General features: G+C 45.7%; 18 protein-coding genes. 13 read left to right on the top strand and 5 right to left on the bottom strand.

The window, feature by feature from the left end; all coding sequences use genetic code 11:
- The first annotated feature begins 70 nt into the window (after nt 1-70).
- Together MHI32_RS26870 and MHI32_RS26865 are read left to right on the top strand one after the other, a co-directional pair.
- Nucleotides 71-844, top strand: coding sequence for a hypothetical protein (locus MHI32_RS26870; protein WP_076219605.1), 774 nt, complete (start codon nt 71-73; stop codon nt 842-844).
- A 105-nt stretch (nt 845-949) separates the two neighbouring features.
- Nucleotides 950-1,783, top strand: a complete 834-nt coding sequence (locus MHI32_RS26865) for a prohibitin family protein (protein ID WP_076128733.1) — start codon at nt 950-952, stop codon at nt 1,781-1,783.
- 73 nt (nt 1,784-1,856) lie between these two features.
- On the opposite strand, the gene MHI32_RS26860 is transcribed toward MHI32_RS26865, so the two are convergent.
- Both MHI32_RS26860 and MHI32_RS26855 read right to left on the bottom strand, forming a co-directional pair.
- Nucleotides 1,857-2,849 (bottom strand): 3-oxoacyl-ACP synthase III family protein, encoded by a 993-nt coding sequence (locus MHI32_RS26860; protein ID WP_076219606.1) that lies wholly within the window; start codon nt 2,847-2,849, stop codon nt 1,857-1,859.
- A 10-nt stretch (nt 2,850-2,859) separates the two neighbouring features.
- Entirely contained in the window at nt 2,860-3,201 is a 342-nt protein-coding gene (locus MHI32_RS26855) for a hypothetical protein (protein ID WP_076099934.1), read from the bottom strand.
- A 297-nt stretch (nt 3,202-3,498) separates the two neighbouring features.
- On the opposite strand from MHI32_RS26855, the gene deoC reads away from it, so the two are divergent.
- The 7 genes from deoC (at nt 3,499) to MHI32_RS26820 (ending at nt 13,118) form a co-directional block, all read left to right on the top strand.
- Nucleotides 3,499-4,176: a deoxyribose-phosphate aldolase gene (deoC, locus tag MHI32_RS26850; protein ID WP_036680262.1), complete on the top strand. Its 678-nt coding sequence runs from the start codon at nt 3,499-3,501 to the stop codon at nt 4,174-4,176.
- 311 nt (nt 4,177-4,487) lie between these two features.
- Nucleotides 4,488-5,780, top strand: coding sequence for a homocysteine synthase (locus tag MHI32_RS26845; protein ID WP_036680260.1), 1,293 nt, complete (start codon nt 4,488-4,490; stop codon nt 5,778-5,780).
- 211 nt (nt 5,781-5,991) lie between these two features.
- Complete coding sequence (locus MHI32_RS26840) at nt 5,992-7,062, top strand: hypothetical protein (RefSeq protein ID WP_076128725.1); 1,071 nt, start codon at nt 5,992-5,994, stop codon at nt 7,060-7,062.
- A gap of 1,236 nt (nt 7,063-8,298) precedes the next feature.
- A complete protein-coding gene (gene aroB / locus MHI32_RS26835; RefSeq protein WP_340011383.1) occupies nt 8,299-9,438 on the top strand; it encodes a 3-dehydroquinate synthase in 1,140 nt (379 codons plus the stop codon).
- A gap of 324 nt (nt 9,439-9,762) precedes the next feature.
- Nucleotides 9,763-11,727 (top strand): heavy metal translocating P-type ATPase, encoded by a 1,965-nt coding sequence (locus MHI32_RS26830; RefSeq protein ID WP_340011381.1) that lies wholly within the window; start codon nt 9,763-9,765, stop codon nt 11,725-11,727.
- A gap of 183 nt (nt 11,728-11,910) precedes the next feature.
- On the top strand, nt 11,911-12,852 hold the full coding sequence (gene trxB, locus MHI32_RS26825; RefSeq protein ID WP_076128718.1) for a thioredoxin-disulfide reductase: 942 nt from the start codon (nt 11,911-11,913) through the stop codon (nt 12,850-12,852).
- 32 nt (nt 12,853-12,884) lie between these two features.
- Nucleotides 12,885-13,118 carry a glutaredoxin family protein gene (locus MHI32_RS26820; protein WP_076128716.1) on the top strand — a complete coding sequence of 78 codons (234 nt, stop codon included), beginning with the start codon at nt 12,885-12,887 and terminating at the stop codon, nt 13,116-13,118.
- A 138-nt stretch (nt 13,119-13,256) separates the two neighbouring features.
- On the opposite strand, the gene MHI32_RS26815 is transcribed toward MHI32_RS26820, so the two are convergent.
- Together MHI32_RS26815 and MHI32_RS26810 are read right to left on the bottom strand one after the other, a co-directional pair.
- Entirely contained in the window at nt 13,257-13,457 is a 201-nt protein-coding gene (locus MHI32_RS26815; RefSeq protein WP_036680251.1) for a hypothetical protein, read from the bottom strand.
- 192 nt (nt 13,458-13,649) lie between these two features.
- Nucleotides 13,650-14,810, bottom strand: a complete 1,161-nt coding sequence (locus MHI32_RS26810; protein ID WP_076128714.1) for an ROK family transcriptional regulator — start codon at nt 14,808-14,810, stop codon at nt 13,650-13,652.
- A gap of 268 nt (nt 14,811-15,078) precedes the next feature.
- Here MHI32_RS26810 and xylA point away from each other — a divergent pair, with 268 nt between their 5' ends.
- From xylA to MHI32_RS26790, 4 genes are all read left to right on the top strand, one after another.
- On the top strand, nt 15,079-16,395 hold the full coding sequence (xylA, locus tag MHI32_RS26805; protein ID WP_076128712.1) for a xylose isomerase: 1,317 nt from the start codon (nt 15,079-15,081) through the stop codon (nt 16,393-16,395).
- Between the two features lie 187 nt (nt 16,396-16,582).
- The gene (gene xylB, locus MHI32_RS26800) at nt 16,583-18,079 is read left to right on the top strand and encodes a xylulokinase (protein WP_076128710.1); all 1,497 of its coding nucleotides are present in this window, start codon (nt 16,583-16,585) and stop codon (nt 18,077-18,079) included.
- A gap of 207 nt (nt 18,080-18,286) precedes the next feature.
- On the top strand, nt 18,287-20,074 hold the full coding sequence (locus tag MHI32_RS26795) for a sensor histidine kinase (protein ID WP_076128708.1): 1,788 nt from the start codon (nt 18,287-18,289) through the stop codon (nt 20,072-20,074).
- Nucleotides 20,071-21,621, top strand: a complete 1,551-nt coding sequence (locus MHI32_RS26790) for a response regulator transcription factor (RefSeq protein WP_076185438.1) — start codon at nt 20,071-20,073, stop codon at nt 21,619-21,621. Before MHI32_RS26795 ends, MHI32_RS26790 begins: the two co-directional genes overlap by 4 nt.
- Nucleotides 21,622-21,699: 78 nt before the next feature.
- Here the strand turns inward: MHI32_RS26790 and MHI32_RS26785 are convergent, their stop codons facing one another.
- Complete coding sequence (locus MHI32_RS26785; RefSeq protein ID WP_340011377.1) at nt 21,700-22,101, bottom strand: hypothetical protein; 402 nt, start codon at nt 22,099-22,101, stop codon at nt 21,700-21,702.
- Nucleotides 22,102-22,429 lie beyond the last annotated feature (328 nt).

Here is a 22,429-nt window from a genome sequence, read left to right as displayed (position 1 = left end):
TTGAATGCCTAACTTCATCTATGATTAGTGAAAGATTTATTTTTAAAAAGAGGTTAGGAAGTGATCAAGGATGTTTCCTTTACATAAATCCGTTACGCTGACAGCCTTGCTTCTAATGAATCTACTGGCAGGTTGCCAACATCAGGTGGACCCATCCCCCGCTCAATCGGCTAACGACTACCACACCTCAAGACCGAAGCCAACAAACACCGCTGCTAACCTCATTAAGCTGGAGTGGAACCTGGTGGATACAATGCCCATAGTCTCTCAACTAAGTGCTCCACCCACAGGCGCTACTTTGATTACAGAGAAGAAGCTGGAGGATTTTGGAGGACTCAAAGTGAGTGTGTATACGATGGCTAGTGACGAAGACTATGTGTATGCCAGAACTTCTACTTCCAAAGGACAATACAGTCTAGGGGCGATAGGAACTTATAATTATCGTCAACCGGAGGATATCAAGGTAGAAGTAGTGCGGCTATTTAGCGAAAAGGTGTTGAAAATCACCGGAGGATTAGGAGCAAATAACTCGCTCAGTAACTATTATTTAATCGACGAGAGCGGTAACCCCTCGGGTTTGCTGCAAATTGATACCGGACATTCCAAAGAGCTGGATGTTGATCAGGATGGATCTTTTGAGGGTGTAGCCGCACATGGAAATCCGATGAGTGCCTATATTTACCGCTGGAATGTTGATCACGCTGAGATAACTTTTGTTAATGATGCTTTAAAGGCGGACTCAGTGGTGCTAACGGATGAAGGAATATATGAAGCTTCTAATATCGGGGACAAGCAGAGCAAGAAATTCCGGTTGACCGTAGAAGGACTGATTCCAGAGCGGTAACGCCATGACCACTGCTGTTGAAATATTTCCTGCGACCATTTACCCTAAACCTCCGTATAGACGGTTAAGCTTGAATGATTATCCATAATCTAGGAGGGGTATTGGATGAATATGCAAATGAATCCGAAATTGAAACAGCTGCGTCCGGGAAAAATAGTCACCGGTATTGCAGCGGTGCTTATTGTATTGTTGATCGGCGCGAACTCTTTTGTATCTGTGGAATATGGGCATGTAGGTTTATACAAAACCTTTGGTAAATTAAATGACAATACATTGTCACCCGGCATTCATTTTAAAATTCCATTTATTCAGACGGTGATTCAGGTCAATACACAGGTAACGAAGGCGGAGACCGATACTTCAGCCTCTTCAAAAGATCTTCAGCCCGTGTCCACACATGTGGCGGTGAACTATTCCGTAAATAAGGCTTCCGCCTTTAATCTGATGAACAATATCGGAGGTAATTTTGATAGTGTAATTATCAATCCGGCCATTCAAGAAATCGTTAAAGAAGTGACAGCCAAATATCCAGCAGAGGATTTGATTACGCGTCGTGATGTAGTGTCGAGTGAGATTAGTGAGCACTTAACCGCTAGGCTGGCAAAATATGACCTGATCGTCAACGATATTAACATCGTTAACTTTAAATTCTCGGAGGCATTTAACCAGTCGATTGAAGCAAAGCAGGTCGCCCAGCAGCAGGCATTGAAGGCCGAAAATGATCTCCGGCGGATTGAAATTGAAGCGAAGCAAAAAATCGCCCAGGCGCAAGCAGAGGCTGAATCTTTAAGACTTAAGAAGCAAGAGGTTACACCTGAGCTGGTGCAGCTGAAGCAAATTGAGGTTCAGGAGAAAGCGCTGGAAAAATGGAACGGCGTGTTGCCATCTGTAACAGGGGGAGCCACACCTTTTGTGGATGTTCAATCCCTGACTAAATAATTCATTATTGGGTTTCTGATTTATTTCCTCTGATGAAAGCCCTACTTCTATAGAAGTAGGGCTTTTTATGCTATTAATATTGATAAAGCATCGTAGGAATTTGCCAGCCAGCGCCAACTGACCAAAAGAAGACATAATCGCCACGTTTAATTCGTCCGTCCTCGACTCCGCGTTGAAAGGCGATAAAAGGACTGCTTGTGGCTGTGTAGCCGAACTCGTCGCCTACATAAATGAACTTTTCTGCGGTTAGCCCAAGTCCGATTTGGATGAGCTCGATATTTTTCAGTGAGAATTGTGAAAGGCAGAATGCAGAGATATCATCCGTAGTCAGACCGTTGCGTGAGAGAAGCTCCTTCATATCCGCTATAGCCGCATCCACACACACTGTACCGTCAAAAGGGGTCCACCGTATCCGAATCTGCTCTGGGGTCATACCCTCTTGATAAATATTCGACAGGCCGCAGGCCGGGAACATAATATTTTCGGAGCCTTCAGAATCGGTGTAATAAAGGGAATCTATGAAGCCTGCATACTCACTGCTGCGCTCTAGAATCACTGCTGCTGCGGCGTCCCCAAAGTTAGGGTAAGTAATTTCATCATCTGTATTGCAGTTCACTGAGCTGTAGTCGCTTCCTACAACGAGTGCGTACCTGATGCTGGGATTGGCTTGCATATAACGACTTGTCTGCTCCACGGCGGAGACCATTCCTGCGCAGTTAGCATTGGAATCCTGCGTAATGGTCCGGTGTTTACCTTGAAGCATACGGTGTAGGAGAAGTGCATTGGTAGGATAGGTGTACTCTGGCGTCTGTGAAGCGAACATGATCATGTCCATATCCTCACCTTGCAAATTCGCTTCGCTAAGCACTTTTTGGGCAGCCTTTAATCCCATCGTCAGAGCATTTTCACCCTGTTCTTTTACGATGTATCTCCGGTCGCGACCCATGACTTCTAGGAATCGTTTGATGTCCTTGCCCATACTCTGAAAATGCTTCAGATAATATTCGTTATCTACGATATGCTCTGGGTGGTAATAAGCAGCTTGGCGAATCGCTATATGTCCCAAGTGGCGCCTCCTATGCTTCAATAATTTCGTAATTTTCTAATTTCGTTGCCCGTGCCACTCGGCTTAACTGCATTTTTAGGACAGGGCTTTTGGCAATAATAAAGGTTACTTTTTTAAATCCGGATTGTTTGTACAGTATGTAGCATTGCTCAAGCATGGGAAGTGTGTCCTTTGAGGATACATTCAATGTCTTGCAATCTAGGATGATCTCATATTGTTTCGGGTCGAATGCACTTATGATTTGGTTGTACTCATTAATGAAACGTCCTGCATCTTCTGGCGACATAGTTCCTTCCACTTGTACATTCAGTTTTTGATCGGCAGCATTTGTGGCGAAATTGAAGTTTCCCATTTTTGATTAATCTCCTCCTAAGTTTTATCTAAGAAAAATTTTGATGAATAGGATAAAAAAACCTATTTATCTAAGACTATTATCGTATTTTTAATTGGGAAAGTTTAGGGGATTAAACCTTTATTTTTTTTAAAAGATAATTTAGGGAATGAGAAACTACTTAAAATCCATAAAATCTGCACAAATTAAGGTTTGAGGTAGGCATGCCCATCCTGTTTGCTTTGCAAAGCACAGTTCTATTGGTATGATTACAGAGATGAAAAAAACTACTATCCAAATCATGGAGGAATAATAAAAATGAGCGAAATTACACTATCGGGGATCATTGATCATACACTGCTTAAAGCAGATGCACGGAAAGAAGACATTATTAAATTGGCGGAGGAAGCTAAAACTTATAAGTTTGCTTCTGTTTGCGTAAACCCTGCTTGGGTAGCTACTGCCCATGAAGTGCTGAAAGATACGCCTGAGGTTAAAGTATGTACAGTAATCGGCTTTCCGCTGGGGTCATCGACAACAGAGAGCAAAGCATTCGAGACTACCGATGCTATCGCTAAAGGTGCAGGCGAGGTGGATATGGTCATCAATATCGGAGCATTAAAAGATGGCAACGATGAGCTGGTTAAACGTGATATTGCAGCTGTTGTAGATGCAGCGCGCGGCAAAGCCCTGACAAAAGTCATCATTGAGGCTTGTCTGTTAACGGAAGAAGAAAAAGTTCGTGCCTGCAAGCTATCTGTTGAGGCCGGAGCAGATTACGTAAAAACATCCACTGGATTCTCTACAGGCGGGGCAACGAAAGAAGATATCGCGCTTATGCGTGCTACAGTTGGACCTAATATCGGTGTAAAAGCTTCCGGTGGTGTACGTAGTGCAGAAGATGCACATGTAATGGTACAAGCAGGTGCAAGCCGTATTGGAACTAGTGGTGGTGTAGCGATTGCTAAAGGCGAAACAAGCCAAAGCAATTACTAAGCCGAAGGGCTGAATCGGAAGCGGCGAGTGAGGAGGACAAGCTCATTCGCCGCTGTCCTGATTCAAACTATTAACCGATCAGCTTGATTAGCGATTGTGTTTTATACATAAGGTTGAGGTTTTTATTAATTTATATTGAAAGCGTTATCCAGTAGGTAGAGGACACTAGCAGAAGCATTTGACCAAAGTACAATAATTCACACCGGAATAATGAGATTTTTTTCTTTTCAAATGACGTGGTTTGTGAGAGAATGGGTACAATTCAAAATTGTTAATCATTTCTATACTTAATTATAGGGGAGGAAATACCTATGTCAGAAGATCGCAAGCTGTCGTTTGAAACTTTGGCTGTCCATGCAGGCCAGGAAATTGATCCAACTACTTTCTCACGTGCTGTACCGCTTTATCAGACCACTTCCTACGGGTTCCGTGATGCTGATCATGCAGCGGATCTGTTCGCGCTTAAAGAATTCGGTAATATTTATACTCGGCTGATGAACCCAACTACGGATGTATTTGAACAGCGTGTGGCAGCACTTGAGGGCGGGGCAGGTGCGCTTGCTACAGCTTCCGGGGCAGCGGCTATTTCCTTTTCCATTCTAAATATTGCGGGCGCTGGGGATGAAATTGTATCTGCAGCAAGCCTATATGGCGGGACTTATAATCTATTTTCGACAACACTGCCTAAGCTTGGTATTAAGGTACATTTCGTAGATTCGGATAATCCTGAGAACTTCCGTGCTGCGATTACAGATAAGACCAAAGCCTTGTATGCGGAAACAATCGGCAACCCACAGGGAAATGTTCTGGATATTGCGGCAGTTGCAGCGATCGCCCATGAACATGGGATTCCTCTCATCGTAGACAATACGTTCCCAAGTCCATATTTATTGCGTCCGATTGAGCATGGCGCGGACATTGTTGTCCATTCGGCAACCAAATTCATCGGTGGACATGGTACATCCATTGGCGGGATTATTGTTGACGGCGGTAAATTTGATTGGAAGGCAAGCGGTAAATTCCCAGGTCTTACGGAGCCAGATCCAAGCTATCATGGAGTGGTTTATACGGAAGCGGTGGGCCCGATTGCTTATATTATTAAAGCCCGCGTTCAATTGCTTCGCGATTTAGGGGCGGCGATTTCACCGTTCAACTCTTGGATGCTGCTGCAAGGTCTGGAGACTCTTCATTTGCGGATGGAACGTCATAGCCAGAATGCGCTGAAGGTAGCGCAATATTTGGAGGCACATTCAGATGTGGAATGGGTAAGTTATTCGGGACTTCCTACGCATCCATCTCATGAATTAGCGCAAAAGTATTTGCCTAAAGGCCAAGGTGCGATCCTTACTTTTGGTATTAAAGGTGGAAGTGCTGCGGGACGTAAGCTGATTGAGAATGTGAAGCTGTTCTCTCATTTAGCGAATGTTGGGGATTCCAAGTCATTGATCATCCACCCAGCGAGCACAACTCATGCACAGCTGTCGGATGAGGAGCAAATCACAGCCGGAGTAACGCCGGAATTGCTGCGTTTGTCGATCGGGACGGAGTCCATTGATGATATTATCTATGATCTGGAGCAAGCTATTGCTGCCAGTCAACAATAGAAGTTTATATTTCGAAAAGCATTACTGCTCTGCGGTAATGCTTTTTTTGTTGCCTAAAAAAGTTGGAATATTCATCGGATTTGGCAACGCTTGCATATTTCAGGTGTGGCTCCCGTATTTATAAGTGAGGTAGGTAAATGAAATGTCGGTCGCTTATGTTATATAGCTTGGCATACCGGCAGCAATCCAAAGATAAAGGGTGGGTGCGAGGATGAAGGGTGAACGTCAGCAGGATGGTTTGCGGAGTAGTGAAGAGCGCCCGTTCAAGTTCATGTATAAGGCTGGTGATCGGACTGTGGGAATGGAAATGAGCCAAGCTGGATCCGTAGCCTCCGCTGCCGCAGAATTTATCGCTGGAGTAGAGCAGAGGGATGTCATTGAGCCTTTGAAGCGGTCTTATTTTAAGCGGCCGGGGGAACCATCGACATTCCTAGTGCTGCGTGAAGGAAGAGAAGAACGTCTTGCTGGACGGGAAGGAACAAGGACTGTTCAAGCGGGCCCGTGTTTGATACGGAGTGAGGAATGGCTGCTGGAACCAGAGCTGTTCTGTCTTTATGAGAACTGGTTATCCAGCGAGGATGAACTCCAAACAGCGCGTATTCTGCAGCGAATCTCTTATCGTCTGCGTGCAGCTGTTGCCGAGCTGCTCGAATCGCCGGATGGCGAATGGGCAGCGGTCACCCTGCTGCATCCAGAGTCGCTTGCGGTGGCGCAGCCCGCCAAGCTTGCCGCGCTTCAGGACGCGCAGCTCGAAGCGCTGTTCGCTGCGGTGGCGGAGAGCCAGCGGCAAGGCGGCGATTGCCGCCTTGACCTGCTGGTCGCCTACACCGCAAGCGCAGCCGAATTCGCTGCAAAGCGCGAATTCATCGAAGACGTGGCCGATCAGACACTCGGCCACGCTTATGCGGCGGCATGCCGCATCGGGGCGCTGATCGCGCCCGATGTGGAGCCTGCCGCCGCTGCGGAAATCGCGCGTATCGCCGATTTCCTAGTGCTGGACGGCGCGGCGGGCGAACACGCGCCGGAAGAGACCGCCGCGGAGGAATTCGCCCTGGCGGCGGGGAAGATTTTTGCCGCCGTGACGAGCGTGAAGCCGGCGGCGGTGGTGCTCGCCGCGGGGACACCGGCGGCGTCGGCTTTGGCCGATCTGTATCAGATCGGGCTCAGCGGGATCTTTTGCAGCGCCGGTCAGCGGACCGAAGCGCTGCTGAGAGCGGCCTGCCTGATCTGGATCGCCAGGCAGCGAGAAACGCTGGATACTGCCGCCGGGGGAAGGCAGTAAGCTTTTTCTGATGAACGATACGGTGCAGTTTATATAAGAATCGAAAAAAGACTTCAGAGCAGCGATTATCCGGTTATCGGAGAATCGTTGCTTTGTTTTTTTGGTCGTTAGCGGCCTGCTTCAACAGCGTACATATATCCCTTTACTCAATCACCGCACTTTAAACTAATCGTGCACCTCTGCACTTAAACTAATCAGCACTCAAACTAGGCACTAACCTCCGCACTCCTCACCCCCCCGATGCTTAAGGACCCAGATGATGCTATTTGCCTGATTTTAGCTTTTTAAGCATGGTTTCGGACACCAGAGACACTATTCGTTAGGAAGAGGTGCATATTTGGTGCTTTTCAGGTCAATAGCTGCAATGGGGTCCGTTAGAATACAAAATGTGTTTAAAATCAGCGATTAGGGTCAGCTGAGTCCGATAATAGCTACATACGCGAGCAACTTGCATCATACGTTCATCACTCGTGTCGTACTCATACTTTGCGCTCAACCTCCGTACTCCCACCCTGTGCCCAACCACCGCACTCAACCTCCGCACTTTAAACTAATCGTGCACCTCTGCACTTAAACTAATCAGCACTCAAAGTCTGCACTTAACCTCCGCCCCCCCGATGCTTAAGGACCCAGATGACGCTATTTGCCTGATTTTAGCTTTTTAAGCATGGTTTCGGACACGAGAGACGCTATTCGTTAGGAAGAGGTACATATTTGGTGCTTTTCAGGTCAATAGCTGCAATGAGGTCCGTTAGAATACCAAATGTGTTTAAAACCAGCGATTAAGGTCAGCTGAGTCCTATAGTAGCTACATACGCGAGCAACTTGCATCATACGTTCATCAATCGTGTCGTACTCATACTTTGCGCTCAACCTCCGTACTCAACCTCCTGTACTCCTACCCTGTGCCCAACCACCGCACTTAAACTAATTTGCACTCATGCTTTGCATTTAAACTCTGCACTTAACCTCTGCACTCCTCAACCCCCGATGCTTAAGGACCCAGATGACGCTATTTGCCTGATTTTAGCTTTTTAAGCGTAGTTTCGGACACCAGAGACGCTATTCGTTAGGAAGAGGTACATAATCCTTTCTACTATCACCAATAGCTACAGACAACATTAGTTTTGGAACCTCCGCATTTGTTTCCAGCTTCTCCTTACATTTTACATAAACAGGATAATGAGAGTGGAGGCTCGAATTTTATTAGCATCTTGCTGAATAGGGGTGCTGTAGATGTCTACAAATTTTAGAGTTGGCCTGCAAAAGGTCGTTGATCATTCTTACGATATTGAGATTGGGGAAGGTCTTTTTGGCGCTCTGATCGAGGATTTGAAACATGGAATTGTCGAGAATGTAAGCAAATTCGCGATTATTACAGATTCAAAAGTTGAAGCCCTGTATGGACAAGCCTTGCTGGAACAACTGCATCAGAATGATTTTCAAGCGGAGTTATTTTCTTTCCCTGCTGGAGAGAAGTCTAAAACCCGAGAAACGAAGGCACAGCTGGAGGACCGGCTATTAAGCCGTTCTTACGGACGAGATTGCTGTATCCTTGCCATAGGAGGTGGAGCGGTAACGGATTTGGCAGGCTTTTTGGCTGGAACATTTGGTCGGGGAGTGCCAAGTTTGAACTATGCAACTACCCTTTTAGCAGCAGCGGATGCTTCTATTGGTGGTAAAACGGGCGTGAATACACCGGTTGCAACCAATCTAATTGGTGTTTTTCATCAGCCTAAAAAGGTCTACATTGACCTAGCCACTTGGAGAACGCTTCCGGTACGTGAGCTTCGTAGTGGGTTGGCTGAAACAATCAAACATGCCTGCATCGCGGATGCTGACTTTTTTGAGTTTCTTGAACAGAATATGGAGCGAGTGGTCTCCTCAGAAGGCGAACTTGTATTAGATCGAGAGGTTTGTGAACGGATTGCTTTTCATAATTGTGAGATCAAGTACAGCGTGGTGGAAAAGGATGAACTGGAGAGCAACCTGCGCCAAATTTTAAATCTGGGGCATACTGCTGGCCGGGCGTTAGAGGCTTTAAGTGGTTATGAATTATTACATGGTGAAGCTATTGCGATTGGACTCGCGGTTCAGGTGCAGCTGGCAGAGCAGTTAAAGTATGTAACACCTGACCAAACTCAGCGTGTGATTGCTTTGTTGAAGAAGGCGGGACTTCCGACTGAAATACCAGCAACCATTACAAATAGAATGCTGATTGATAAGATGTATACGGATAAAAAGGTTCGCAAAGGGCGTATACGGTTTGTGTTCCAAGCTGGAATTGGAGCGATGAAGTCTTTTGAAGGTGGAGCTTATTCGACGCCAGTCGAAGAGCAAGTCCTATCCGAGCTTTTAAATAAAATACGCAGCTAAGAGAGGAAAACGCTAATTTAAATTTATGACGAATAACCCGGAAGGTAGGGTTTACTTTTTCGTTCAAGGTGGTATTATTAAAATATAAGTTGCACTAAGGAAATATAGTTGTACTATTGCAACAATGATTATCATTCTCACTACTCATAGTTATCATTCATGCTGTCCCGGCTAAGCCGGGGCAGCATGTGTCATTTTAGGGGTCTTAAGAATGGCTCTCATTATCATTTAGACAAAACAAAACGTATGCTCCCGAAGCAAGTTTTGTTGCGAAGAGAAGTCAATGAAGTAATCCTACACAAAACTTTCAGGATGGTGATTATTATGCAAGCAACATCAAAACATTTACCCCAGCAAACCTCAATCTCCGGCAGCATGAAGAAACCAGGCGCTCCAAAACGCCGGTTCGATCTGAGAGCCATGCTCAGCAACTCCGAGATGCAGGCTGCGCTTGGCAGCGGAGTACTTATGCTTTTTGCTTGGGCTATGGGCAGCTGGTCAGAAGTTTTCTCTATAGTACTTTATGTTATTTCGTATACCATTGGTGGCTGGAACAAAGCCAAAGAAGGCATTGAGACGCTCGCCAAAGAACGTGATCTCGATGTGAACCTGCTGATGATTGCGGCCGCACTAGGCGCAGCTACCATTGGGTACTGGAATGAAGGTGCTATGCTCATCTTTATTTTTGCGCTTAGTGGAGCTTTAGAGAGCTATACGATGGAACGGAGTAAGAAGGATATTTCCTCACTTATGGCCTTGAAACCTGCCACAGCCATGCGGATTGAAAAAGGAAGCATGAACGAGGTAGCTATTGATCAGTTAGTAATTGGAGATCTGTTGCTTGTACGTCCAGGGGACCTTATTCCTGCAGATGGCAAGGTGTACAGAGGAGAATCGGCAGTAGATCAGGCTTCCATTACAGGAGAGTCAGTGCCTGTTGAAAAATGTGCCGGTAGCGAAGTATTCGCAGGTACGGTCAATGGAGAAGGTCCACTTTATATTGAAGTAACGAAATCAGCAGAGAACACACTTTTTTCCAAGATCATTAAGATGGTAGAAGAAGCAGAGTCGGATGTTCCAAACTCACAGCGATTCATTAAAAGACTGGAAGCCATCTATGCACGGGTAGTCGTTGCCTCGACTGTGGCTCTTATTTTCCTTCCACCCTTTTTGCTGGACTGGAGCTGGAGCGCAACCTTTTATAAAGCGATGGTTTTTCTTGTAGTAGCCTCGCCTTGTGCGTTGGTCTCATCGATTATGCCTGCGATGCTGTCGGCCATTTCCAAAAGTGCGCGAAAAGGGATTTTATTTAAAGGCGGGGTCCACCTCGAAAATATGGCTCGGACCTCTGTTGTAGCTTTTGATAAGACAGGGACCCTTACAGAGGGAACTCCGCAGGTGACAGACTTTATTGCAGCTGAAGGCTACAACCGGGAAGAATTACTGGCGATTAGCGCATCCATTGAGCATATGTCACGCCATCCATTGGCGGAAGCCATTGTGCGTAAAGCTGAGGAAGAATATCTGGAGCTGCGGGGAGTGCAGGAAAGTAAAACCATCACTGGCTGGGGAATTGAAGGTCAAGTTGACGGGCATCTCTGGAAAATTGGAAAGTCCAATTTACTGGATGAGCTGATTTCATCTGCGATGAACTCTGAGCTTGCATTCTGGAGAACTAAACGGCAGCAGTTGGCGGAAGAGGGGAAGACTGTCTCCATTATTTTGGACGGTGAGCATATTGCAGGTATGATTGCATTGCAGGATACAGTTCGCCCACAAGCAGAAGCCGCAGTGCGGAAGCTGCAGGAGCTGGGGATTAAAGTGGCTATGCTTACGGGTGACCGGGAAGCTACAGCAAAGGTTATTGCGGCTTCAACCGGAGTAGATTTAGTATTTGCCGACCTTTTACCAGAGGATAAAGTAAAGCATATTAAGGCGCTTCGTGAAGAGCACGGTAATGTTGTGATGGTGGGTGACGGTGTGAATGATGCGCCTGCTCTGGCTACAGCGACTGTTGGTATGGGAATGGGCATGAAAGGCAGTGGTGCAGCGCTTGAGATCGCCGATGTAGTGCTTATGAATGATAATATTGAAGAGATCGCCTCGACCATTTCATTGGCACGGCGCTCACAGCGTATTGTGAAGCAAAATATGATTTTTGCTGTAACAGTAATCGCGGTTCTGATGATCAGTAACTTTGTGCAGGGCATCGCCCTTCCTTTTGGCGTGATCGGTCATGAAGGCAGTACGATATTGGTTATTCTTAATGGGCTGCGATTGTTGCGGTAAGAGGTCAGTGATGTTACTGTGTATTATTTATTGCCAAAAATTAAATTGTTCACAAATGATTTTTCCCTGAGGGAGTCTGGCTTATTGACATTTTTGCTTTCAGTTAGCATAATTAAGACTACATTATAATTATTTTAAATAAGAAGCGACGTCACTGCCGTCTAACTCAAGGAGGATATAGATATGTATAAATCAATAATTGTTGGAACCGGACCGGCGGGGTTGACTGCTGCTATCTACTTGGCTCGTGCCAATTTGAACCCACTAGTAATCGAAGGACCTCAGCCTGGCGGACAATTGACCACCACTACAGAAGTGGAGAATTTCCCGGGATTTCCTGATGGAATTATGGGTCCAGACTTAATGGATAATATGCGTAAACAAGCTGAACGTTTTGGTGCGGAATTCCGTACGGGTTGGGTGAACAGTGTAGAACTTGGAGAGCGTCCTTTTAAGCTTAATGTTGAAGGATTGGGTGTTCTTACGACGGATACCCTGATCATTTCGACTGGCGCTACGGCAAAATACCTCGGTATCCCAGGCGAGCAGGATAATGTGGGACGCGGTGTGAGCACCTGTGCTACCTGTGATGGATTCTTCTTCCGTAATAAAGAGATCGTGGTTGTTGGCGGTGGAGATTCTGCGCTTGAGGAAGCGGGTTTCTTGACTCGTTTTGCCTCCAAAGTAACGCTGGTACACCGTCGTGAAGAGCTACGTGCTTCCAAGATCATGCAGGATCGCGTTCGCGATAATGTTAAAGTAGCTTGGAGCCTGAATCGTACTCCTCTGGAAGTAACTTCTGGAGACAAAGGCGTGAGTGGACTAAAAGTGCTGAACAATGAGACCGGACAAGAAGAAATCATTGAAGCAAGCGGAGTGTTTGTGGCGATTGGCCACCATCCTAACACTGCATTTTTGGGTGGACAAATCACAACTAATACTGAAGGTTATATCATGACTAACCCAGGTACTTCTGAAACTAATATCCCAGGCGTATTCGCTTGTGGTGATGTGCAGGATACCCGTTATAGACAAGCAATTACAGCAGCAGGCAGTGGATGTATGGCAGCTATGGATGCTGAGAAATACATTGAAAGTCTGGAACATAGCGCGGTTATTCTGTAACATAACTGTAATCTTCCATAGGAGGTCTAATGATGGAAAATGTAATTGTATATACATCAACAAATTGTCCACATTGCCGTCAGGTGAAGAGCTTTTTGAGTGAAAAAGGCGTAGCCTATGAAGAGCGTAATATTGAGCAGAATGATGATTACGCGCAGCAGGTTTGGGATATGGGAATGAGAGCTGTTCCTGTAACTGTAATTGGTGAGCACAAAATCGTGGGGATGAATAAAACTCAGTTCGACAAAGCATTGGCGACTGTTTAATTAAATATATTTCTGTGAGGAAATTGCAAAAGGTCGCTTCCATTTTGGAGGTGATCTTTTTGTGGTCTAAGTATACAAAAATAGCCTGACGCTAATATGCGCAGGCTATTTTTTATGATGTAAATCGCAAAGTTCAATTTAAGCTTGAGTGAAAGAGGTAATGATCTGAAATAGGACGTATACAGCAACACCGCTGCCGATCAGAATGAATCCTGATTTCTTTTTGGCTTGAAAAAAACGGAGCACACCGAGACTGATCAAAGGGGCAATAATGAGCAGAAAAAGCAACACAGTGATGAACATCTGTGCCGAGATATCAGACGTATCAACATAGGTCATGGACTCGCTCTCCATTTCAAAAAAGGGGTTGTAGTGATAAATGTCACACTAACTTATCCTTTATTATATAGGATTTAAGTTGCTTTTACTGCACTTTTGATCCACCTAAATGCGGCAATTTTACGTCAATTCTATCCGCTCTTGAATTTCACCCGTGAAACTGTCCCGCAAAACGTTGTCCATTAGACTACATTAAACGGTCACCCGAATATCGCCTAGAAAATGCATAACTGCAGAGAACCCCGCGCCTATCATCGTGCCTCGGCTGCCCAGCTTGGAGAAGGTAATCTCGAGCTGCTGCTTATGATAAGGAAGTGTACGCTCGGCTACAACCCGGCGAAGGGGCTCCCCTAACCAGGCTTCTGCTTCGGATAAGGCTCCACCGATGACAATCAGCTCTGGATTAAAGCTATTGATTAGATTCGTTACTCCGATGCCGAGATATTCACCTATAGATGAGAAGTGGTGCAAGGCGTCTTCTTGTCCAGCGGCTGCATAACGGACCAGTTCTTGTGTGGTATGAGCAGGGAGGGAGAACTCGGAATGGTCATAGGTTTTTTCCGAGGCATATAGCTCCCAACAGCCACGGCTCCCACAACTGCACGGCTTGCCTTGTGCTTCAATCGTCATATGTCCGGTCTCGCCGGCATATCCTCTTGCACCTTTGTACAGCTCTCCGCCAATAATAATACCGGATCCGATCCCTGAACCCGCACTGATATAGAGCAGATGTCTAACATCTTTTGCCGCCCCAAAGTTCAGTTCACCTTGTGCACCTGCGTTAGCTTCGTTATCAATAGTGACTGGAACCGCGAATTCCGCCTCCAAAATACCCCGCAGGTCGACCATTTCCCAGCCAAGGTTGGGAGCAAAAAGAACAACCCCGTTCTCATCCACCATCCCGGGGACACCTACTCCGATGCCGACGATACCGTATGGGGATTCAGGTGCTTTATCAATCAAGTCTGAAATTGTTTTTTTCATCCGTTCCAGTACATAAGGCAGAGCATGATTGTCCAGGGAGAAATCGCTTTCGAAAAGAATGCCACCACTTAAATCACATAAGACGGCTGTCAACTGCTTCACTCGCAGCTCTATGCCGATTACGCTGCCAGCCATGCTGTTAAAATGCAGCATTAGCGGTTTACGACCGCCACTGGATTGACCTGGTCCAACTTCAGTCACTAATTCTTGAGCGCATAGCTCTGCCACCAGATTGGATACGGTAGCTTTATTCAGTCCGGTCATCTCTGAAACCTTGGCGCGCGAGAGCGGAGAGTTCCTTCGAATAGTATGTAGTACGATCGATTTATTGATTTTTTTGACCAGCGCCTGATCTCCGGTAACCTTCACGAATCACACATCCTTTTTAGCATAGTTCCCTTTTGTTGTATGCCACTTAGTCTAGAGTGATGTGCTGGAAATTGCAATACATCGGCAGAAAAGAGGAAATCTATGTTTGTTGGATTTTTTGAATATTAAACGGATAGGCAAGGGAGACTTAAAGAGGCGGAAATTTTATAAAAAAACTTTGTTTAACCAATATACAAAGTCAAAAAGATGTGTTAAGATGATGCTGTAAACGCTTGCTAGCGTAGCACAATATGAGGAGGATTACACAATGGCTTATTTTGAGACAGTGAACAAAATCTCTTACGAGGGAAGCCGTTCCACCAACCCTTATGCATTTAAATTCTACAATCCTAAAGAAGTCGTAGCCGGCAAAACTATGGAGGAACATCTGAAATTTGCAATGGCTTATTGGCATACATTAACTGCTGGCGGTTCTGATCCGTTTGGCGCTGAAACTGCAATTCGCAGCTGGGACAAATTGAGTGGTCTTGATAAAGCTAAAGCTCGCGCTGAAGCAGCATTCGAATTTATGGACAAGATGGATCTGCCTTACTTCTGCTTCCATGATGTAGATATCGCACCAGAAGGCGCATCTTTGCGTGAGTTCTACAGCAACATCGACACTATTGTTGATATCCTTGAACAAGGCATGAAGACTTCCGGCAAGAAATTGCTGTGGAATACAGCTAATATGTTCACTAACCCGCGTTATATGCACGGTGCAGGTTCTACACCTAACGCTGATGTTTTCGCACATGCAGCAGCACAAGTGAAGAAAGGTCTGGAAGTTGGTAAACGTCTGGGCGCAAGCAACTATGTATTCTGGGGCGGCCGTGAAGGTTACGAAGAATTGCTGAATACAGATATGGGTCTTGAACAAGATAACATTGCACGTCTGTTCAGCATGGCCGTAGATTACGCTAAGGAAATTGGCTTTGATGGTCAATTCCTGATCGAACCTAAACCAAAAGAGCCTACTAAACATCAATATGATTTCGATGCAGCAACAACAATTTCGTTCTTGCAAAAATACAACCTCGACAAGCACTTCAAGCTGAACCTTGAAGCTAACCACGCTACGCTTGCAGGTCATACTTTTGAACATGAACTTCGTGTAGCTCGTATTAATGGCATGCTTGGATCACTTGACGCTAACCAAGGGGATACACTGCTTGGTTGGGATACTGATGAATTCCCAGTAAACATCTACGATGCAACACTTACTCTTTATGAAGTATTGAAGAATGACGGTCTTGGCAAAGGCGGAATTAACTTCGACGCTAAAGTACGTCGTCCTTCCTTCGAGCCACAAGATCTGTTCTTGGCACACATCGCTGGCATGGATACTTACGCAAAAGGCTTGAAAGTTGCTGCTAAATTGATCGAAGATCGCGTATTCGAAGATTTCATTGACAAACGCTACAGCAGCTTCACAGAAGGCGTTGGTGCAGACATCGTTTCCGGTAAAGCAACATTGGCTTCTTTGGCTGAATATGCTTTGAACAATGAGAACCCACGTCCTAACCAATCCGGACGTCAAGAATACCTGAGAGCTACCCTTAACCAATACATCTTGGCTGAGTAGTCCTTATAGGGAGCTTGAAGCTTAGGCTTTGAGTCGAGTTTGAACAAATGCAACGGGGGTTGCTGAAGAGAGCATTCTTCGGCAGCCCCCTTTTTGTAGTAAAAACTAAGCAAGATGCTTACGAAGTAAGTTTTGCTCGAAGTAATTCAATGAAGTCTATGCTAACAAAACTTTTAGGAGGTCAAAAATGAAATACGTTATAGGTGTTGATTTGGGGACTAGTGCAGTGAAGACTGTTCTAGTGGACCCGCAGGGGAAGGTGGCTTTTGAGCATTCCGAGTCCTACCCGCTAAGCAGACCCCAACCGAACTGGAGTGAGCAAAATCCTGAAGATTGGGTAAAGGGCACGCTGGTCAGCCTGCGCCGTCTGATTGAAGTATCAGGCATAGACCCGTCTCAAGTAGACGGTCTAAGTTTCTCCGGACAAATGCACGGATTGGTACTGGTAGATAAAGAAGGGCAAGTGCTGCGTCCAGCTATTCTTTGGAATGATACCCGTACTACTGCACAATGTCGTAAGATTGAGAAGACGCTTGGAACGAAGTTGATCGATATCGCCAGAAACAAAGCATTGGAAGGTTTTACACTGCCTAAGATTCTGTGGGTTCAAGAGAATGAACCAGAAGTATTATCACAGGCGCATCAGTTCCTGCTGCCAAAAGATTATGTTCGTTATCGGTTGACGGGTGATTATGCAATGGATTACTCCGATGCTGCCGGAACGTTGCTATTGGATGTAGGTTCTAAAGAATGGAGTGCAGAAATCGCAGAGGCTTTTGAACTTCCGCTTTCTCTTTGTCCTAGATTGGTAGAATCCTTTGAACAGACTGGAACTTTATTGCCGGACATTGCTGAAGCGTCAGGTCTTTTATCTTCAACAAAGGTATTTGCTGGTGGTGCAGATAATGCTTGTGGCGCGCTCGGAGCGGGTGTATTGGGAGAAGGCCGGACCATGTGCAGTATTGGTACATCTGGTGTAGTTCTTTCTTATGAGAGCAATAAAGATTTGAATCTCGAAGGCAAAGTCCATTTCTTTAACCATGGTGAAAAAGATGCCTACTATATTATGGGGGTTACACTAGCTGCTGGTCATAGCCTTACGTGGTTCAAAGAAACCTTTGCGGCGGACAAAAGCTTTGATGAGCTGTTAAGCGGAGTTTCCTCTATTCCAGCTGGCAGCGGCGGCCTGTTATTCACACCTTATATTGTAGGAGAACGTACACCACATCCAGATGCGAATATTCGCGGAAGCTTTATTGGTATGGATTCAGGGCATACGTTGACGCATTTTACACGTGCAGTATTAGAAGGCATTACCTTCTCACTGCGTGAATCCATTGAGATTGTACGTGAGTCAGGCAAAGAGATTACAGAGATCATTGCAATTGGTGGTGGAGCTAAAAATGAGGCTTGGCTGCAAATGCAGGCTGATATTTTCAATGCATCCATCGTGAAGCTGGAAAGTGAACAGGGTCCGGCAATGGGAGCAGCTATGCTGGCGGCTTATGGAAGCGGATGGTTCACATCCCTTGCGGAATGTGCAGAAGCGTTTATCCGTCCTGCTGATGTTTATAAACCAGATCCGAAACAAACGGCAATCTATGATGGTCTATTCAACCTCTATCAGGAAGTTTACGGCCAGACCCGCGAATTGAATAACAAGCTGGCTGCATATCGCCAATAAAACGCCATTTATCAATCTGTCTGATATAAAAAAGGTCTTTCGCATCTGGCGGAAGGCCTTTTTAAAGACCATCTTCTTTATAGAGGTGATGAACGGCAATATTCAAAAATGTTGCCGTTTTCATTTTTCTTCTGTAAAGTATGGAATATCTCCAAGGTAGTGGCAGCCTGTACATGAGATAGTGAAGGTTTCGGGGGGCGAAAGGCCATGTTTCAATGGTTTGTTAAGGTGCTGAATGACATCAAAATCCGCAATAAGCTGTTGCTTGCTTTTTTACTGACTACACTTTTACCGGTATTACTGGTAGGTGGTTATCTTACGATTGAGATGAGGACCATGGCGTTTGAGAACGCACTGGAGCAAGCTTCAATTAACGTAGATCGGGTAAAAAAAAGAACAGAAGAAGTCATCGGTGTATCGCAAGATATAGCGTATCGATTGTCCAATGATGCCCGGCTGAAAAAACTCGCCATACGCCAGTATGTAAGCACTTATGATGTGGTTGAGGCTTATCGGGATTACACTGATATGCGTGAATACCTAAGATTATATAAAGACATATCCAACATACGTTTATACACTGATAATGCTACGCTGCTTAACAACTGGGAGCTGATCAATCCTTCGTCTGCCATTAAGGAGAGCCAGTGGTATCAGAGAGCACAGCGGTACGATAGCCTCGTCGGTTGGGAATATATAGAGGATGAGCGTGATCAGCGGAATTATTTAAGTCTTGTCCGCAAAATCGAGCTGGAGGGCTCCAGTAAAATTGGCGTGCTCGTTATTAATGTAAACAGTCACCAGCTAACCTCAATTCTGAGCCAGGAATCATTTGATACCATGATCGTGGATGATCAGGATAATATCATTGCTGCGAACCGGAGCGATCGGACAGGAAAGAAACTGGCAGATGTTTCTTTTGATACAAAGCTTTTGGGGCAAGGAAGCGGGAGCTATGAGGCAGAAGTAGATGGTGAAGCCTCCAAAATAGTGATAGAAGAACTTAAACCACAAGCCAGCCGTAACGCCCTGCGAATTATTTCTGTTTTTTCTATTGATAGTATAGTCAAAGAACCTAATCGGGTGATTAAGCTTTCGATTACCGTGATTGCCGTAAGCGTTTTATTGGCCTTTTTAATCATATATAGTTTCTCTTCATTATTTTCACGTCGATTATTGCAGTTAAGCAGACATATTAACCGCGTTAGTACGGGTGATTTTGACACTTCATTAAAAATTGATGGCAAAGATGAAATTGCCCTGTTAGCTCGTCAGTTCAATTCTATGGTACGGAGTATTAACGATTTGATGTACGAGGTACAGGAATCTAATGACCAGAACAGTCTGCTGGAACAGAAACAGAATGATATCCGTTTTAAAATGCTGGCAAGCCAGATCAATCCTCATTTCTTGTTCAATGCGCTGGAATCTATTCGTATGGAGGCCCATATGAAAGGGCAAGTGGAGATTGCACGGGTAGTGCGTCTTCTTGGCAAAATGATGCGCAGTAATCTGGAGGTAGGCCGAAGTAAAATTTTGCTTAGCCAGGAGCTTGAAGTGGTTCGTTGTTATTTGGATATTCAGCAATTCCGTTATGAGGATCGTTTGAAATATCAATTTATTGTAGACCCTGCCGTCGAATCACTCTACATCCCGCCGCTGATTGTGCAGCCGCTTGTGGAAAATGCGGTGATTCATGGGTTAGACAACACGATGGATGGAGCAATGGTTACGGTGAATATCAAGCGTGAGCAGAATCATGCGGTCTTTACCATTACCGATAATGGAGCCGGGATCACTCCGGACAAGCTGGAGCAGATCCGTTATACCCTTGAGGTTCGTGATGAGCAGGAAGAGGCACGGATCGGGCTGCGCAATGTACACGACCGTTTGAAGTTATCCTACGGTGTTGAATATGGACTGAATATCGAAAGCCGGATGAATGAAGGAACATCTATTACGTTTCGTATTCCAATGGAGGACATAAATCTATGATCAAAGTATTGATTGTTGATGATGAGCCAAAGCTGCGGGAAGGCCTTCGGGCTCTAATCCCTTGGGAAGAGCTAGGGTATACGGTGGTGGCTACGGCCGCCAACGGCTTGCAAGCTCAGGAGAAATATCATATTTTTTATCCGGAACTGATTGTGGTGGATATCCGCATGCCTGGTATGGACGGGCTGGAGTTAATCGGTGAGCTGCGCGAGGAAGGCTCGACCAGCCATGTGCTAATTTTAAGTGGTCATGCGGATTTTGAGTATGCCAAACGTGCCATTTCTTACCGCATTGACGGCTATTTACTGAAGCCTGTGGATGAGGAAGAGCTAATCAACTATTTGGAGGAACTCAGAGTCACGATCGCTCAGGAAGATCGCTTTAGCCGCTGGAATGAAGAGGAGCCTGCCCGTAATCGCGAAAGCCTGCTGCGTACATTGCTGCAGCCTTCAACTGCGGAGGAGGGGGAGAATGATCCTGCTAAGCAGGCGGCAGCACTGGGTCTTAAATCAGACCGTGTCGAAGTGATCCTACTCGAATTACTCGCGCCTGCGGGCGGCAGTGAGGAAGGGGAGCGGGCCGTTAAGGCCGCGGTAGAACAGTATTTTGGCAGCAGTGAAGAGCGGATGTTTTTCACGATGCCGCCATATATTGGATTCCTGCTGCAAGAGCCGCTGCCAGGAAAGCAGGAACAGGAGCGGCTGATGGAAGAGCTTGCTTCCTTAATTTGCCGCGAGGGGTACAACTTCAGCGCAGCAACGGGAGGCCCTGTAGCTGGACCAGAAGAGGCGGCACAGTCTTTTCAAGTGGCGCGTGAACTGCTGCGCCGGGCATTCTTTTACCGCAAAGGGATTCTGATCAGCGCCGATCTCTCCGGTATGTTGTTTCCTGGAGTGGCGGAGGCGTACACCGAAGAAGGGCAGGATGCGGAGAGCCGCCTAATGCTTGCTGTTGAAACTGGAAGCCGCGCGGCCATTGAACCGCTGGTGGATACGATCTGTGCAGAGCTACTGGCTGCGGGCAGTGAGGAGCAGCAGATCAAAGATACATTTGTGCGGATTCTCAGTACGGTGTTGGCCCGTCTCGAACCGGTCTATCCAGAGATTCGCAGCAATGCCGCTAAGCATTCCCCGCCGATCGGTGAGCTCTACCATAGTCATTATCTGGCAGACCTGCAAGAGCAGGCCGTCAATTTCATGGCGGAGATCGCCGATCAAATGTCCAGTGGCAGCAAAGGGAATGAGATCAAAAAAATTACGGAGCTAATCAACCGCCGTTACAATGAGAACCTTAAGCTTGAGACCTTATCCGAGTTATTTAATTACAACAGCGCATATCTAGGTAAAATGTTCAAGAATACTACCGGGGAATACTTCAATACGTATGTGGACAAAGTGCGGATTGAGAAGGCGAAGCAATTCCTAGCGCAAGGCATGAAAGTATATGAGGTGGCCGAGAAAGTTGGGTACATGAACCCCGATTACTTCAACGCCAAGTTCCGTAAATATGTAGGACTCTCCCCAAGTTCTTTTCGCAAAAACATCTAAAATAGAAGCCCAAAAAGCCACAGTTGCAGTTCAGGTATAACCTGAGCTTTAGCTGTGGCTTTTTTTCTTACATTAAAGCTACTTCACTAATAATAAATCTAACCGTTGCTGCAATTCTAGATTTGCAGGGTCCTCTAGAAGGGCCAGAAGTAACGCTTGAATTTGATCCATCTCTTTAAAAGGTTCATTTTGTACATATTTGTCCTGTATTCTGGTTTCCAAGGTATATCCATAATCGAACCCTAATGTTGAATACGTCGAAAGGGCGGCAACTTTACTCGCTTGCTCTACAGCAAGAATGCTTGGTGTTGAGGATCGTTCTAATTCCACTCTTAGACCGTCGAGTTCTGATGTCAGATTCAGGTCCAGCCTATTCATTAATCTGTTATGGCTTACGTTGTTATTGAATTGAAATAAATTTAGTGTCAATAATACTGCGGCGATAATCAATAATAATGTCTTGATGTTTTTGTTTTTCATTGCTCTCCTATTACCCACCTTTAGGAAAAGAAATTGCAGGTACAACAGATAATGTCGACTCGGCATGTGCGTATAAGGAATATGTATCTGAAATAGTTGAAGTACTGATGTATCAGGTAATATTTTCTAGCTAAGATGATATTAAAGTAATTAATTTTAATTGAACCATACGGAGGTTTTCGTTGAGGAGCAGGGCAGGGGTTACGGGTATACTTGTTACGCCTCATCTGAGAGCACATTATAGTTTTCATTCGCGGGTATGACGGACTCCAGAGTCGTTATTTGGGCTATTTCGAGTCCAATTTCGATTTATCGGACTCCATGTACG

The organism is Paenibacillus sp. FSL H7-0690 (genome assembly GCF_037980415.1).
Classification (GTDB): Bacteria; Bacillota; Bacilli; order Paenibacillales; family Paenibacillaceae; genus Paenibacillus_AQ; species Paenibacillus_AQ odorifer.
This window is presented reverse-complemented; position numbering and strand designations above follow the sequence as displayed.